The organism is Nocardia sp. JCM 34519.1, from assembly GCF_020361265.1.
Classification (GTDB): domain Bacteria; phylum Actinomycetota; class Actinomycetes; order Mycobacteriales; family Mycobacteriaceae; genus Nocardia; species Nocardia arthritidis_A.
The window spans coordinates 938,087-953,021 of record NZ_JAIRBR010000001.1 but is presented as its reverse complement, the minus strand read 5'-3'; the positions used below and the strand labels follow the sequence as shown (position 1 = coordinate 953,021).

The 14,935-nt window shown below is 64.9% G+C and carries 15 protein-coding genes and 1 tRNA gene; 5 read left to right on the top strand and 11 right to left on the bottom strand.

Annotated elements, in window-relative coordinates:
- Window positions 1-26 precede the first annotated feature (26 nt).
- From LGY53_RS04595 to LGY53_RS04570, 6 genes are all read right to left on the bottom strand, one after another.
- Window positions 27-668: a DUF2461 domain-containing protein gene (locus tag LGY53_RS04595; protein WP_225725350.1), complete on the bottom strand. Its 642-nt coding sequence runs from the start codon at window positions 666-668 to the stop codon at window positions 27-29.
- Between the two features lie 11 nt (window positions 669-679).
- Entirely contained in the window at window positions 680-1,000 is a 321-nt protein-coding gene (locus LGY53_RS04590) for a hypothetical protein (RefSeq protein WP_225725349.1), read from the bottom strand.
- An 84-nt stretch (window positions 1,001-1,084) separates the two neighbouring features.
- Window positions 1,085-1,345: a hypothetical protein gene (locus tag LGY53_RS04585; RefSeq protein ID WP_167477909.1), complete on the bottom strand. Its 261-nt coding sequence runs from the start codon at window positions 1,343-1,345 to the stop codon at window positions 1,085-1,087.
- A gap of 87 nt (window positions 1,346-1,432) precedes the next feature.
- Window positions 1,433-2,413, bottom strand: coding sequence for a ribose-phosphate diphosphokinase (locus LGY53_RS04580; RefSeq protein ID WP_225725348.1), 981 nt, complete (start codon window positions 2,411-2,413; stop codon window positions 1,433-1,435).
- Window positions 2,413-3,900, bottom strand: coding sequence for a bifunctional UDP-N-acetylglucosamine diphosphorylase/glucosamine-1-phosphate N-acetyltransferase GlmU (gene glmU / locus LGY53_RS04575; protein WP_225725347.1), 1,488 nt, complete (start codon window positions 3,898-3,900; stop codon window positions 2,413-2,415). Before glmU ends, LGY53_RS04580 begins: the two co-directional genes overlap by 1 nt.
- A gap of 107 nt (window positions 3,901-4,007) precedes the next feature.
- Window positions 4,008-4,078 (bottom strand) — tRNA-Gln (locus LGY53_RS04570).
- Between the two features lie 357 nt (window positions 4,079-4,435).
- Between LGY53_RS04570 and LGY53_RS04565 the strand changes: the two genes are divergently transcribed.
- The 4 genes from LGY53_RS04565 to LGY53_RS04550 all read left to right on the top strand — a co-directional run bounded on the left by LGY53_RS04565 (window position 4,436) and on the right by LGY53_RS04550 (window position 10,305).
- On the top strand, window positions 4,436-5,086 hold the full coding sequence (locus LGY53_RS04565) for a TetR/AcrR family transcriptional regulator (protein ID WP_167477906.1): 651 nt from the start codon (window positions 4,436-4,438) through the stop codon (window positions 5,084-5,086).
- A 181-nt stretch (window positions 5,087-5,267) separates the two neighbouring features.
- Window positions 5,268-5,915, top strand: a complete 648-nt coding sequence (locus tag LGY53_RS04560) for a TetR/AcrR family transcriptional regulator (RefSeq protein ID WP_167477905.1) — start codon at window positions 5,268-5,270, stop codon at window positions 5,913-5,915.
- Between the two features lie 89 nt (window positions 5,916-6,004).
- Complete coding sequence (mfd, locus tag LGY53_RS04555) at window positions 6,005-9,619, top strand: transcription-repair coupling factor (RefSeq protein ID WP_225725346.1); 3,615 nt, start codon at window positions 6,005-6,007, stop codon at window positions 9,617-9,619.
- Entirely contained in the window at window positions 9,616-10,305 is a 690-nt protein-coding gene (locus LGY53_RS04550) for a MazG family protein (RefSeq protein WP_225725345.1), read from the top strand. The genes mfd and LGY53_RS04550 overlap by 4 nt, the downstream gene beginning before the upstream one ends.
- A gap of 46 nt (window positions 10,306-10,351) precedes the next feature.
- Here the strand turns inward: LGY53_RS04550 and LGY53_RS04545 are convergent, their stop codons facing one another.
- Complete coding sequence (locus LGY53_RS04545; protein WP_225725344.1) at window positions 10,352-11,227, bottom strand: LLM class F420-dependent oxidoreductase; 876 nt, start codon at window positions 11,225-11,227, stop codon at window positions 10,352-10,354.
- A gap of 124 nt (window positions 11,228-11,351) precedes the next feature.
- Between LGY53_RS04545 and LGY53_RS04540 the strand changes: the two genes are divergently transcribed.
- On the top strand, window positions 11,352-12,167 hold the full coding sequence (locus LGY53_RS04540; RefSeq protein WP_225725343.1) for an SDR family NAD(P)-dependent oxidoreductase: 816 nt from the start codon (window positions 11,352-11,354) through the stop codon (window positions 12,165-12,167).
- A gap of 6 nt (window positions 12,168-12,173) precedes the next feature.
- On the opposite strand, the gene LGY53_RS04535 is transcribed toward LGY53_RS04540, so the two are convergent.
- From LGY53_RS04535 to LGY53_RS04520, 4 genes are read right to left on the bottom strand one after another with little or no spacing between them, the layout of a single operon-like run.
- The gene (locus LGY53_RS04535) at window positions 12,174-12,818 is read right to left on the bottom strand and encodes a hypothetical protein (RefSeq protein WP_225725342.1); all 645 of its coding nucleotides are present in this window, start codon (window positions 12,816-12,818) and stop codon (window positions 12,174-12,176) included.
- 44 nt (window positions 12,819-12,862) lie between these two features.
- A complete protein-coding gene (locus LGY53_RS04530) occupies window positions 12,863-13,639 on the bottom strand; it encodes a hypothetical protein (RefSeq protein ID WP_225725341.1) in 777 nt (258 codons plus the stop codon).
- Complete coding sequence (locus LGY53_RS04525; protein ID WP_225725340.1) at window positions 13,639-13,965, bottom strand: hypothetical protein; 327 nt, start codon at window positions 13,963-13,965, stop codon at window positions 13,639-13,641. The genes LGY53_RS04530 and LGY53_RS04525 overlap by 1 nt, the downstream gene beginning before the upstream one ends.
- Window positions 13,965-14,888 carry a hypothetical protein gene (locus tag LGY53_RS04520; RefSeq protein ID WP_225725339.1) on the bottom strand — a complete coding sequence of 308 codons (924 nt, stop codon included), beginning with the start codon at window positions 14,886-14,888 and terminating at the stop codon, window positions 13,965-13,967. Before LGY53_RS04520 ends, LGY53_RS04525 begins: the two co-directional genes overlap by 1 nt.
- Between the last annotated feature and the right edge of the window lie 47 nt (window positions 14,889-14,935).

The following is a 14,935-nucleotide window of genomic DNA, read 5'->3' as shown; positions in this document are numbered from 1 at the left end:
TCGCGTCCGCGCCGCTGGCCCAACCCCTATCGAGTGCCCCCTACGACTGCCGAAAGCCATTCGATGAATGGCCGCATCGTCTCCCAGGCCTTGCGGATCTCCTTACCGGCCCGCGGCGTCGTCAACCAGTCCGGCGCGCCGAATTCCCTACCCGCCGTAAGCGATTTGTGCCGCAGCAGGTCGATTCGCGGATGATCGGCATCGAACCCCTTGGGTTTGGTCTTCAGCTGTTCGCCGCCGATCGCGAATTTCGCCTTGCGCAGCCGGGCCAGTATCGCTTCCAACTCCGGGCCGCGCACGTCATCGTCGACGGTCGCCCGGTACTGCGCGATCTGCGCGGGCGAACCCTGATAGAAGCCGCCGCCGACGTACAGCCCCGCCGCGCCTATCTGTACGTACCAGCCGCATCCGGGTGCGGTGCCGACCACCGCGCCCTGCGCCGTCTTGTACGGCGATTTGTCCTTGGCGAACCGCACATCCCGGTACGGCCGGAATATCTTGGCGGCGCCGAAATCCGCCTCCAGCTCGGCGACCAGCGCCTTCATCGGGGCGAGCACCGCGGTGTCGTAGATGTGCTTGTGCGCGGTCCAGAAGGCCTTCGAATTGTCGGCCTCCAAATCCTCATAGAAATCCAGACCGGTGAGGGGAAAGCCGCCGAATTCCGTCATAGCCGAAAAACCTACCCCGTCGATCCGGTGCGCAGACCGCTGTTCCAGTACAGGAGCCCGAGCACGGTGCCGAGTACGGTGGCCAGCGCCGCGGCGAGCGCCGCCCACTTTCCGAGCCATTCACCTTTGCCGTGTGCCAGCAGGCCGATGACAATGCCCGCCGGACCGAACAGGACCGGACAGAACAGCAGAGCCAGTGCGGCACAGAGGAATCCGAACAGCGACAAACCCTGGTTGCCGAGTCGTTGCAGGAAGGTGTCCGGGGGCGGGTAGATGTCCTCGTCATCGGTGCGCCGATCGTCGCCGGACGGCTGCTCGTGTGGCGTGGTCATTGCGCCCTCCTCGGGTCGTCCGGTTCAGGTCATGGGTACCACGACGCGATGACCCCGGCACCTCCTGCGGTGCGGGCGTTCGGATCAGAGCCGGTCGTCGTCGATGATCTCGATGGCGGCTTCCTCCGCGGGCCGGTCGTCGTTCGCGGCATCCTCGGCGCGCTGATTGCGCGCGGTCCACTCCTGGGCGAGTTCGTCGCCGATGCCCAGCCTGCCGTCGTCCTCGTTCTCCCGGTAGCCGATTTCCAGATCGGCGGGCGGATCCTCGACGTAACGCTCGTATTCGCGGATCTCATCCGCCTGCTCGTCGTCACCCATATCCATATCGAGCGGGTCCGTATCCATGGACACAGTATGTCCCGTTCGGGCGGTTCTATCCGGAAACAAAACGGCGGCCCGAGCCGAGACCCGGACCGCCGTTCGGCAGTGAATCTATGCGTTGCCGTTGAAGAGGCCGGTCACCGAACCGTTTTCGAAGACCTCGCGGATGGTGCGGGCCAGCAGCGGCGCGATGGACAGCACGGTCAGCTGCGGGAACTTCTTCTCCTCGCTGATCGGCAGCGTATTGGTCACCACGACCTCCTTGGCGCCGCAGGCGGCCAGGCGCTCGGCGGCCGGGTGGGACAGCACGCCGTGGGTGGCCGCGATGACGACGTCGCCCGCGCCCGCCTCCTTCAGCACCTTGACCGCGCCCGCGATGGTGCCGCCGGTGTCGATCATGTCGTCGATCAGGATGCAGGTGCGGCCGTCGACATCACCGACGACGCGGTTGGCCACGATCTGGTTGGGCACCAGCGGGTCGCGGGTCTTGTGGATGAACGCCAGCGGCGAGCCGCCCAGCGAGTCGGCCCACTTCTCGGCGACCTTCACCCGGCCGGCGTCGGGGGAGACGACCGTGATGTGTTCGAGGCTGTAGTTGGTGCGGATGTACTCCGACAGCTGGATCAGCGCGTGCATGTGATCGACCGGGCCGTCGAAGAAGCCCTGGATCTGATCGGTGTGCAGGTCGACGGTGATGATCCGGTCCGCACCAGCGGTTTTCAGCAGGTCGGCGACGAGGCGGGCGGAGATGGGCTCGCGGCCGCGGTGCTTCTTGTCCTGGCGGGCGTACGGGTAGAAGGGCAGCACCGCGGTGATCCGCTTGGCCGAACCGCGCTTGAGCGCGTCGATCATGATGAGCTGCTCCATCAGCCACTGGTTCAGCGGTGCGGGAAAACTCTGCAGTACGAAGGCGTCCGAGCCGCGCACGGATTCCTCGAACCGGACGAAGATCTCGCCGTTGGCGAAATCGCGGGCGGTTTGCGGGGTGACGTGGACGTCGAGTTCCTTGGCGACCTGTTCGGCCAGCTCAGGATGAGCGCGTCCCGAGAAGAGCATCAGGTTCTTCTGGTTGTCGATCCATGACGCGGTCACTACTGTTTGCCATCCTTTTGCTCGTCTGGGGGATCCGACTTCTCATTGGCCGCGTTGGCTGCCGCCGCCGCGCGCGCCGCGTCCGTTCCGGGACGGAAACGCTGCACCCAGCCCTCAATGTTCTTCTGCGGTCCGCCGGATACCGCGAGTGCCCCCGGCGGAACGTTTCTGCGCAGTACAGTACCCGCACCCGTATACGCGCCGTCACCCACGGTTACCGGTGCGATAAACATTGTGTCGCTTCCCGTACGCACATGCGAGCCGACCGTGGTGTGATGCTTGTTTACTCCGTCGTAATTGACGAAAACGCTGGACGCGCCAATGTTGCTGTGCTCGCCGATGGTGGCGTCGCCGACATAGGTCAGGTGCGGCACCTTCGAATGTGCGCCGATGGTGGCGTTTTTCGTTTCCACGAAGGCGCCGAGCTTGCCGGACGCGCCGACGACCGTGCCGGGACGCAGATAACTGAAGGGTCCGATATTCGCGCCGGGGCCGATGGCCGCGCTCTCGCCGTGCGTCCGGACCACCCGCGCGCCCTCGCCGACGACCACATCGGTGAGCGTGCAGTCCGGCCCGATCTCCGCGTCCTCGCCGATCACCGTATTGCCGAGCAGTTGTACGCCGGGGCGCAGCGTGACATCCCTGCCGATCTGCACACCGGCGTCCACCCAGGTGGATGCCGGATCGATGATGGTGACCCCGGCCCGCATATGCCGTTCCAGGATGTAGCGGTTCAGGGTGCCTGCGGCGTTGGCCATCTGCACCCGGTCGTTCACGCCGGTGACCTTGTTCGAGTCGACCAGGCGCGCGCCGTGCACCGGATACCCGGCCTCGCGGGCGAGTTTCAGCACGTCGGTCAGGTACAGCTCGTGCTGGGCGTTGGCGGTGGACAGCCGATGCACCATGGTGCGCAGCACCGCGGCGTCGAAGACGTACACACCCGAGTTGACCTCGGTGAGCGCCGCCTGCTCCGGGGTGGCGTCGGCATGTTCGACGATCTCGACGACGTGGCCCTCGGCATCGCGCACGATGCGGCCGTAGCCGTTCGCGTCCTCGGGGACGAAGGTCAGCACCGTGACCGCGGAGCGCTCCGGATAACTGCGGTGCTCGTCGAGCAGCGCGCCCAGTGTGTGCCCGTCGAGCAGCGGCACGTCGGCGGAGGTGACCAGCAGGTCGCCGCTGAAATCGGCGGGTACGGCGGTGAGTGCGCACTGTACGGCGTGTCCCGTGCCGAGCTGTTCCTCCTGGATGGCGGAGGTGATGTCGCGGCCGAGTTCGGCGGCGACGGCGGCGACCGCGGCGCCGACCTGTTCGCGATCGTGGCCGATCACGGTGATGAGGTGGGCAGGGTCGATCTCGTTCGCCGCATGCAGCGCGTGCGCGAGCATGCTCCGGCCGGCCAACGAATGCAGAACCTTGGGGGTCTTCGACCGCATTCGTGTCCCGGCACCGGCTGCGAGAACGACGACGGCGGTCTGCTGTGGCATGGATCTCCCTCGGCTGCCTGTCATCGTGCGGGCTGCTCGGTACGTACTGGGGTTTCGCTGCGCGTTCAGCGATGTGCGGGGCCAACGATAGTTACCGTGCCGGTGTGCTCCGCCGCCAGGACTCGAACCTGAACTATCTGAACCAAAATCAGAGGTGCTGCCATTACACTACGGCGGATCGTCGCATCGGCGGATCGAAGATCCGTCGCTGCGCCACGGCACGGCATGATCCTCGCACGAGTACCCGCTCCACGTCGAACCGCATAGCCGAATCCGCCATGCCCGCCCGCGCGAACTGGACTTCTCCCGGCCGCCGCCGGATGCCTCGGCCGTCCCGCCGCCCCCGCGCCGCCGCGACCCGAAATCGGTTGCCGCCTTGGATATTCGGGCGACCCGCCGAGCGGGCCCCGGTGCGGAAAGCGATTGCGCGCCAGCTTGATAGCCTCAACGCAAACGACTGATTTCGTAAGAGCATGGGTGAGCCGACCCTGTCCCAGCGACCGGCGTAACCACACGACAGAGGCGGAGGAGCTCGATGTCATCGGGTGAGCAACGCGCGCCCCGGCCGCGGATGACGGGCACCCAGCGGCGCCAGCAGTTGATCGAGATCGGGCGGGCGCTGTTCGCCGAGCGCGGGTACGACGCCACCTCGATCGAGGAGATCGCGCAGCGGGCCCAGGTCTCCAAACCCGTGGTGTACGAACACTTCGGCGGTAAGGAGGGGCTGTACGCGGTGGTGGTCGACCGCGAAATGTCCATGTTGCTGGACATGATCGTCTCCTCCCTCACCCAGAATCGGTCACGGGTGCGATTGGAGCAGGTCGCGCTGGCGCTGCTGACCTATATCGAGGAGCGCACCGACGGCTTCCGCATCCTGGTGCGCGACCAACCGGCCGCGACCGCCGACGGCCGCTATTCGAGTCTGCTCAACGAGGCGGTGAATCAGGTGGCGCACATCCTGGCGGGCGATTTCGACAGGCGCGGATTCGACACCAGTCTCGCCACCCTCTACGCACAGGGACTGGTCGGTATGGTTTCGACGGCTGCTACCTGGTGGCTGGACGAGCGGAAACCGTCGAAAGAGGTTGTCGCCGCCCACCTGGTGAACCTTTGCTGGAACGGACTACAGCACCTGGAGGCCGATCCGCAGCTGAGTTCCGAATGGCGGACCGGTTCTGCGGACTGACCACGCGTGTTAACCAGTGAATTGCGAAGAAGGTTTGGTCGAATGCTCGAATTGCCTGCTGGACGGGCACCTGGTGGTACGGTTCACCCATCCTCTGGGTGCTGTTCGGGCGGTATGTCGGTCAACTTCGGGATGTCGGTCTACTTCAGGATGGCTGGTTTTTGGATGACAGGCGGATCTGATGGCTAGGCAAGCGCGCGCGGAGATCACCCGCGATTCCGTTCTGGCGGGCGCGGCCGATGTCTTTTTGCGGTTGGGATATGCCAACGCGAGCCTCAGTGAGATCATCGCGCAGTCCAATGTGACCAAGGGCGCCTTGTACTTTCACTTCGGTTCGAAGGAAGAACTGGCCCGCGCGGTGGTCGATCAGGGCAACGAGCGACTGGTCAGCTCCTGCCAGGGATTCTTCGATCCACGGGTGCCCGCGCTGGAGGCGTGCATCGGCATCACCTATGTGGTCGCCGATCTGTCGATGAACGATCCGATGGTCGGCGCCATGCTCAAGCTGACCCATCAGATCGGCGACTATCGCGGCGCCCAGGGTGACAACATCGCCAAGACCTGGGGCGACACCTACCGGGTGCTCGCCGAACGGGCCATCGCCCAGGGCGATCTGGAGGCCGATCTCGAACCCGAGGTGATCGGCGTACTGCTCCAGGAGGTCACCGCGGGCGTGCACATCATCGCGGTGGGCACCGAGACCATGGACCAGATGGCAACCAGGATGGAACGGGCCTGGTACTTCCTGCTTCCGTCCATCGTGCCCGCCGAAAAGCTTTCGTACTTCCGGGAATTCGCGGCCCGGCGGTTGCGGCGCTACGTGCCGTAGGTCGCGGCCGCCGGGCGCGGGCAACCGCGTCGGTCCGCCCAACTAGACTCGGTTGGCCGACCGAAACGTGCGTGCTCAGGAGTCGTTCAATGCCCAATCGTCCCCCGCTGGCCGGACTCGCCGCGGCCGCGAGCGCCGATACCGCGCTACAGACGGTCGCCGGGCTGATCGGAAAATCCACGGTCGAATTGGTGGCGCCCTCGGCGGTGCGGCCGTTCGTCGCGCACACCATCGCCGCGAGTAAACCGCTGGTCGTGGTGACCGCCACCGGCCGGGAGGCCGACGATCTGACCGTCGAACTCACCGAAATCCTCGGCGCGGCGGTCGCCCAGTTCCCCTCGTGGGAGACGCTGCCGCACGAGCGGCTCTCGCCCGGCGCGGATACCGTCGGCCGCAGGCTCGCGGTGCTGCGCAGGCTCGCGCATCCGGAAGACGAGGTGTTCCCGGAGCCGCTGCGGGTGGTGGTGACCACGGTGCGCTCGCTGATGCAGCCGATGGCCGCCGGACTCGGCGATATCGCGCCGATCGTGCTGCGCGTCGGCGCACAGTTCGATTTCGATGAATTGTTAACGCGCCTGGTCGAATTCGCGTATACGCGGGTCGATATGGTCGGCAAGCGCGGCGAGTTCGCGGTGCGCGGCGGCATCCTCGACCTGTTCCCGCCCACCGCGGATCATCCGGTGCGCGTCGAGTTCTGGGGTGACGAGGTCACCGAGCTGCGGCCGTTCGCGGTCGCCGATCAGCGCTCGCTCACCGATCTCGAGGTGGACCTCGTCGTCGCGCCGCCCTGCCGGGAGCTGCTGCTCACGCCCGCGGTGCGGGACCGGGCCGCCGAGGTGGCCATCGAGAACGCGGCCGACGCGGCCCTGGTCGAAATGCTGGAGAAGCTGGCCGAAGGCATTCCGGTCGAGGGCATGGAGGCGCTGCTGCCGGTATTGCAGCCGGGTGAGCTCAAACTGCTCACCGAGGTGCTGCCCACCGGAACGCATGTGCTGCTGTGCGACCCGGAGAAAATCCGCACCCGCGCGGCGGATCTCGTGCGCACCGGCGAGGAATTCCTGGAGGCGTCGTGGACCGCGGCCTCCTTCGGCGGCGCGGCCCCGCTCGGCGGTCACGGACTCGACCTGGCGGCCTCGGCGTATCGCCCGCTGCCCGAAATCCACGCCAGCGCCGACCGGCAAGGCCTGCCGTGGTGGACGCTGAGCCCACTCACCTCCGGTGATCCCGCCGAGGTCGTGCTGCCGGTGCTGGCGGGCCCGGCCGCGCGCGGCTCCGACGAACTCGTCGCGACGATTTTCGCCTCGCTGCGCGCGCACGTCTCGACCGGCGGCCGCGCGGTGGTCGTCGTCGCGGGACACGGTACGGCACAACGCATTCAGGAACGGCTCGGCGATGCGGACGTCCCGGCGGCGGTGCTGGCGGCGGGCGCCGAACCGCAGCCGGGTCTGGTCGGCGTGTTGTGCGGCTCGCTGCACGACGGCCTGATCTTCGACGACGCCGGTCTGGTCGTCGTCGCCGAATCCGACCTCACCGGCAACCGGGTCACCGCGCCGGGCGATGGCAAGCGGCTGCCCGCCAAGCGGCGCAACCAGGTGGATCCGCTGGCGCTGAACGCGGGCGACATGGTGGTGCACGATCAGCACGGCATCGGGCGCTTCGTCGAGATGATCGAGCGCACCGTCGGCGGCGCCCGGCGCGAATACCTCGTCATCGAATACGCGCCGAGCAAGCGCGGCCAGCCCGGTGACCGGTTGTTCGTTCCGATGGAATCGCTCGACCAGCTCTCCCGCTACGTCGGCGGTGAGATGCCGAGCCTGTCCAAACTCGGCGGCTCCGACTGGGCGAATACGAAACGCAAGGCGCGCAAGGCCGTTCGCGAGATCGCCGGTGAGCTGGTGCAGCTGTACGCGGCGCGGCAGGCGGCGCCCGGCCACGCCTTCGGGCCGGACACCCCGTGGCAGCAGGAGATGGAGGACGCGTTCGCGTTCACCGAAACCGCCGACCAGATGACCGCCATCGCCGAGGTGAAAGCCGATATGGAGAAGCCGGTCCCGATGGACCGGGTGGTGTGCGGCGATGTCGGCTACGGCAAGACCGAGATCGCGGTGCGCGCCGCGTTCAAGGCGGTGCAGGACGGCAAGCAGGTGGTGGTGCTGGTGCCGACAACCCTGCTGGCACAACAGCATCTGCAGACGTTCACCGAGCGGGTCAGCGGATTCCCGGTCACCGTGAAGGGGCTGTCTCGGTTCACTGATCCGGCTGAATCGCGTGAGGTGCTTGCCGGGATGGCAGACGGCTCGGTGGATATCGTCGTCGGAACGCACCGGCTGCTGCAGACCGGCGTGCGGTGGAAGGACCTGGGGCTGGTCGTCGTCGACGAGGAGCAGCGCTTCGGCGTCGAACACAAGGAGCACATCAAGGCGCTGCGCACGCATGTCGACGTGCTCACCATGTCCGCGACGCCGATTCCGCGCACCCTGGAGATGAGCCTGGCCGGCATCCGCGAGATGTCGACCATCCTCACCCCGCCGGAGGAGCGGCATCCGGTGCTCACCTACGTCGGCGCGTACAACGACAAGCAGGTCACCGCCGCCATCCGGCGCGAGCTGCTGCGCGACGGGCAGATCTTCTACGTGCACAATCGGGTGTCCTCGATCGACAAGGCCGCCAAGCGAATTCGCGATCTGGTGCCCGAGGCGCGGGTGGTCGTCGCGCACGGCCAGATGCACGAGGACATGCTCGAGCAGACCGTGCAGGGTTTCTGGCAGCGCGAATTCGACGTCCTGGTGTGCACCACCATCATCGAGACCGGCCTCGACATCTCCAATGCGAATACGTTGATCGTGGAACGCGCGGACGCGCTTGGACTTTCGCAGCTGCACCAGCTGCGCGGCCGGGTCGGGCGCAGCCGGGAGCGCGGCTACGCGTACTTCCTGTACCCGCCGGAGAAGCCGCTCACCGAGACCGCCTACGACCGGTTGGCCACCATCTCGCAGAATTCCGACCTCGGCGCGGGTATGGCGGTGGCCATGAAGGATCTCGAAATCCGCGGCGCCGGAAATGTTCTCGGCGCCGAACAGTCCGGCCATGTGGCCGGTGTCGGATTCGATCTGTACGTGCGGCTGGTGGGCGAGGCGGTGGAGGCGTATCGGGCCGCCGCCGACGGCAAGCCGATCACCGTCGAGGAGCCCAAGGAGGTGCGCATCGACCTGCCGGTGGACGCGCACATCCCGCCCGACTACATCGCCAGCGACCGGCTGCGCCTGGAGGCGTACCGGAAACTCGCTGCGGCGCAGGACGATCCGGCGCTGGCCGCGGTGGTCGACGAATTGGTCGACCGGTACGGCCCGCTGCCGGTGGAGGTGGGCAGGCTGGTCTCGGTCGCCAAACTGCGGCTGCTGGCCCGCGAATACGGCGTCACCGAAATCGCGGTCACCGGAACGACATTGAAGATTTCACCACTGTTGAGCCTCCCCGACTCCAAACAGCTGCGCTTGAAGCGGCTCTATCCGAGCACGAGCTACAAGGCGGCAAGCGGGGTGGTGCAGCTGCCGCTGCCTCGGGTGCAGGACAGCGTCGGCGCCGAGCGGGTGCGCGATGTGGTGCTGCTGCAATTCGTCGCCGACCTTTTGCTGGCGTTGGACGGAAAGGCCCAGGGGGCAGTCGATCTCACGGTGGCGACCGAGGTTTCCGGGGCGCGATGACCGATTCCGACGCCGCACGGCTGACCGCGGATCTCGTCGAGGCGGTCGAGGTGATGGACCGGCTGTGGCGCTTCGGCGGCTGGGAGGTCACCCAGACGCACGACTCGCTGCGGCCGTATCTGCTCGAGGAAACCTACGAACTGCTCGACGCCATCCAGCACGAGGATGCCGAAACCATCAAGGAGGAACTGGGCGACCTGCTGCTGCAGGTGCTTTTCCATTCCCGGATCGCCCAGGCCGCAGGCGAATTCACCGTCGCCGAGGTGGCGGCGGCGCTGGTGGCCAAGCTGACGAACCGCAGCCCGCAGCTCGCCGGGCCGGTGATCGATCCGGCCGCGACGGTCGACGAGAAGATCGCGCTGCAGGAAAAGGCTTGGGAGGAACGGAAATCCGCCGAGAAGGCGCGACGCTCCTGCCTCGACGGCATCGCCATGGCGCAACCCGCCCTGGCGCTGGCCGAGAAGGTGCGTGCCCGCAGCGCGAAGGCGGGTCTGCCGGACGACCTGGTTCCGGACTCGCTTCGAGTAGTTCACCTCGGTGCGCCGGAAAGTGCCGAAGAGCGTTTACGGAAGGCGACTTTGGTGTTCGCCGATGCGGTCCGGGCCGCGGAGGACGCGGCGGAGGCGGACCGAGGGGAACGGGTGCCGCTGACGGCCGCGGACTGGCGGAAGTACTGGCCGGTATAGGTTTTCCGAACGTGGTGCGCACCGGTCGTGGTGCGCACCACGGTCGTCACTTCGTCGGCAGGTCGGCCAGGCGCGGGACGATGGGGGTGAGGACCTTCTCGATCCACTCGGCCGGGTAGTCGCCGGGCGGGGCGACCATCACCATATCGACGCCGAGTTTCGCGTAATGGGCCATGAGCTCGACGAAACCGTCGTCGGGAGTGCCTGCGTTGTAGATGATCGTCTTCTGGATCTCGTCGTAGTCGCGGCCGACGTCGGCGCAGTGGGCGCGCAGCACATCCAGCTTGTGCGCGACACCGTCCGGGGTGTCGTAGAAGAGGTTGCAGCCGTCACCGTACTTGGCGACCAGCCGCAGCGTCTTCTTCTCGCCGCCGCCCGCGATCAGGATCGGCGGATGCGGATTCTGTAGCGGCGCAGGCGAACACAGCGTCTCGGCGAGCTGGTAGTACTTGCCGTCGAACGCGCCGTTGTTATTCGGATCCCACATCTGCAGGCAGATCCGGACCGCCTCCTCCAGCCGCTCGAATCGCTCCTTCATCGGCGGGAACGGCACGCCGAGACCCTCGTGCTCCCGATCGAACCAGGCCGCCCCGATACCGAGCGTGGCCCGGCCCTGTGACAGCACATCAAGCGTGGTAACGATTTTCGCGAGCAGGCCGGGATGCCGGTAGGTCACGCCGGACACCAACAGGCTCAACCGGATTCGTTCGGTATGCGCGGCCAGATAGCCGAGCGTGGTGTACCCCTCCAGCATCGGCTGCTCGGCCACACCACGCGGCGGGATCTGAAAATAGTGGTCCATGAACGAAAGCCAGCTCAGGCCCGCCGCCTCCGCCGCGGCCCCGACCCGCGCCAATTCCGGCGCGATCGCGGCCGGTCCACCCGGCATATCGAAGTTGGGAACATGAATTCCGAGTCGCATAGTCGAATGCTATGAGTTGGAGTGCACTCCAGGTCAAGGGTGGATCGGCTGGAACATACTCCAGGTTCGGCGCGGGTAGCGTCGATGCGGTGCTGTGTGCACGACGATGAAAGGGCGGTGCGCTGTGTCCGAACGAACCATCCTGATCACCGGGGCAACCGATGGGCTCGGCCGGTATCTGGCGATCGAAACCGCGCGTGCGGGCGCCAGGGTGCTGCTGCACGGCCGCGACCGTGCGCGCGCCGATGAGGTGCGCGCGCGGATTCTGGCCGAGGGCGGCCGCGAACCGGACATAATCCTCGCCGACCTCGCCGATCTGTCGGCGGTGGACCGGCTTGCCGCCGAGGTCGAATCGCGCACCGACCGCCTCGATGTGCTGGTGAACAACGCCGGAATCGGCTTCGGCGCACCGGGCGGCACTCGGGAACTCAGCGCCGACGGAATCGAATTACGTTTCGCCGTAAACTATTTGGCGGTCTACCGGCTGACCCACCTGCTCCAAAGTCTGCTCGTGCGCTCCGCGCCGTCCCGGATCGTCAACGTCGCATCGATCGGCCAAGAACCCCTCGATTTCGATAATCTCATGCTCGAACACGACTACTCCGGCGTCTCCGCTTACCGCCGCGCCAAACTCGCCGAAATCATGTTCACCTTCGACCTGGCAGCGGAATTGGCCCCCTCCGGCGTAACCGTAAACGCGATTCACCCTGCGTCACTTATGAATACAACAATGGTCCGGCAAGCCGACTATCCCGCCCACAGCACCATCGAAGAGGGTGGCGCGGCAGTACTACATCTGATCAACGACGAGGTAGGCACCGGCCACTACTTCGACGGTCTAAATGAAAGCCGCGCCAACCCCCAGGCCTACGACCCAGCCGCCCGCCGCGGCCTACGCCGCCACACAACCGCTCTGCTCACCGCCCTCCACGCCAAGTAGCCGCCGTTATTTGCCCCCTAGGACCGTATCGACGTTGTCGGCCAACGCCTTTGCGATTCGTTGCGAGCCGGACTGCAGGTTCGACCGAAGTTGCGGCGAATCGGTTATACCAGGCCCCGGCTGCGGCGGAGCGTTCTCCCCGGACGTCGATACTTGCGCATAGAAGTTGCTGATGCGAAAAGCCGTCGTTGCGTCAGCCGAACCATCCTTTGTTCTGGTCGCCGAATAGGACTCTTCACCGATGCCTGCCGAGGTCTTTCCGTCGTATCCCTGACCGCTGGTTTCGAAGTATCTCTTTTGGGCCGTGACAGGCTTGTCGCCGGTCTCCAGTCGGAATGTTATGAGGACCCGCCGGATTCTCGGATCGCCGACCGGTATTTGAACGGTAGTGGTCTGGTCCGGATATATCACGCTACACAGGGCGCCGAGTGTATCGGGCGGTGCCGAAACTAATTTGCTCCCAGCATCTTTGAATTCGACACTCGCCGAATAGAGCCGACCCGCATATTCCTGGATTTCTCGGGTGACGGGTTTCGTGAGCTCGGAGCAGCTGCTCGGCAGCTTCGTGAACCGACGTACTTCGGTTTGTTGACCCTTTGCTGAGCAGCCCGTAATCACGACCGATACGCCAATCAGCAAAGCGGCGATCACATTGCGGGACATTACGAGCCTGCTGCTCGTCGGCCACCGCTCCGTCATTTGGCCAGCTCCCAGTCGCTGGAATTCGCGAACCCCTGCGCCACCGAGTTGGGCCAATGATCCTTCCCGTTCTGCTGCGGAAAACCGTTCTGATGGTTGGTCAAGTTCAACAGCTCGTTCGCGGAAATCTGCTGCTTCTGCAATAGCAATGCGGTGTCGGCAATCGTTTGTTCTACGAATTGGATTGCCTTGCCGATCAGATCGATGGCATCGGAGATGCCGAATGGCGCCTCGACCAGGGTGGAAATTTTCACGTAAGCGCTGGCCAGACCGGCCAAGAACTGAGTGAATCGATCGGCCAGCGATTTATAGAAGTCGGCGCCTGCCTTGGCGAGATTGATCAGCTGCTCGTGAACCTTCTCGCACAGATCCGCCGAAGTGGCCATCGCCGTTTGCTGACTTGTTCGTGATGCGGAGAATCGAAGCTTGGCCTTCCCGGCCCAATGACCGTCTAGGTTGAGCTCCGGACGCCCCTGTTCGTTGTTTGCATTGCGAACCTTACCCGCGACGGTTTGCCAATCTGCCGCGTATCGGACGAAAACGAACGGTGCGGAAATGCCCTCGGCAGCTTCTTCGATCTTAGTCAGTAGTTTCTTCAGCTTTTCCTGGGCCTCGTCGCGGTCATCGGTCATCGACCAGTAGAGGGCGGGGCTCAGATACTTGAGTCTATCGAAGTGGTCATTGAGCTCGTCGGGCTGTTTCCTCCATTCTTGTTGCCGGGTCTTGAAGTCGGATACGGCGGTGTCGAGGTCTTTCTGATTGAAATCGCCCATTAGATCCGGAAACCCATTTCTGCGTCGTTTTGTTTCAACCCTGATGCCCGATCCTGGTCTTGCTGTTCGAACACGGCCGCGACCTTGTTGAGTGCTGTCGCCATTTCAGCAGCGGACTGGCTGCCCTCCCTCAGTCGATCCTGAATGTATTGAGCCGTCTCGGTGTACCGTTGCCAAACCAGTTGGAATATGCCGAATTCGATGCGTGAGAATTTCAACGTGTCGATGGATACGGCAGCTTCGGAAAGGTCATACTGCACCGTTCTGTCCCATGCGCGGGCGACGTTTTCGAGGAGCTGAACTTCTACCTTGAATTCTTCTGTCATCAGATCTCGTTCTCCAGTAGCTGGCGCTCGTGCCGGACGATACGGGCCATCAATTCGGTGTCGGACTCTTGGTCCAGGTACATGTCTGTGCGCAGCCTCGGTTTCATCGCTCGAATCGCATCGGAGCAGTTGACGATGTCTTGTGCGATTGTGAATGGTTCGGTCCGTGCGGCCCAGTCGCCGTCCAATGTTATGGCGGTCAGCCCGGTTCGGTCCGCTTCGACGATCAGCGTCGACTCGTCGTAATCGTTGAGGCCGGGGCCGTGCGCGGTGTATTTCTCTTGGCCGATCAACTTGCCGAACAATTGGTTGTACTCGTCATATGTTCGGGTCTGCAGCAGGCTCGGAGCTATTTCCCGTAGTGGCGGAATGCTCGGAGTCGGGCGTGTGCCGGATTCGGAAATACGCAGGGTGCGCTCGTAGAGCGAGTATCGGTAGGCCTGCATGATCGACTCACCGTATTCCCGCGGATCGTACGAAGATTTCCACGCGCGACTGAAATCGACCTGGGTGGGTAGGTTGTCCGCGCCGATATGAACCTCGATCAGCGCCGATTTCTGTGGGACATTGGATGCTTGCTCGCCTGCGGTTTCAGCTGCGGGTACGACGTAATCTTCTTCATCATCGGCGAAGTAATTGTAGCCTGTCACAAAAGCTGCCTTCTGAAGCCGAAGTCTCGCTTCGGACGATGCTGCTCGGTCGAAGGTGGGTTCTATACAAGGTTTTACAGTAGGCATGGGGAGCGATGGGCGGGCGCTCAGTGCTGAGCAAGGGTGGGGTGTTGCGTAGTCGATGCCCGGAACGGTGCGCGCGGTTCCGTCGGTTGCGGTAAGGATCAGGTTGTGTTGGATGAGCGGCGGGGATGGGTTGGCGTTGCGGCGCTGGAGAATGCGCGGTGGTGTGCTGCGGTGTGTCGGGTGCATGGGGTGGTTGGGGAGTTTGGGGGTGGGGTTTGGGCTTGTGGGCGGCG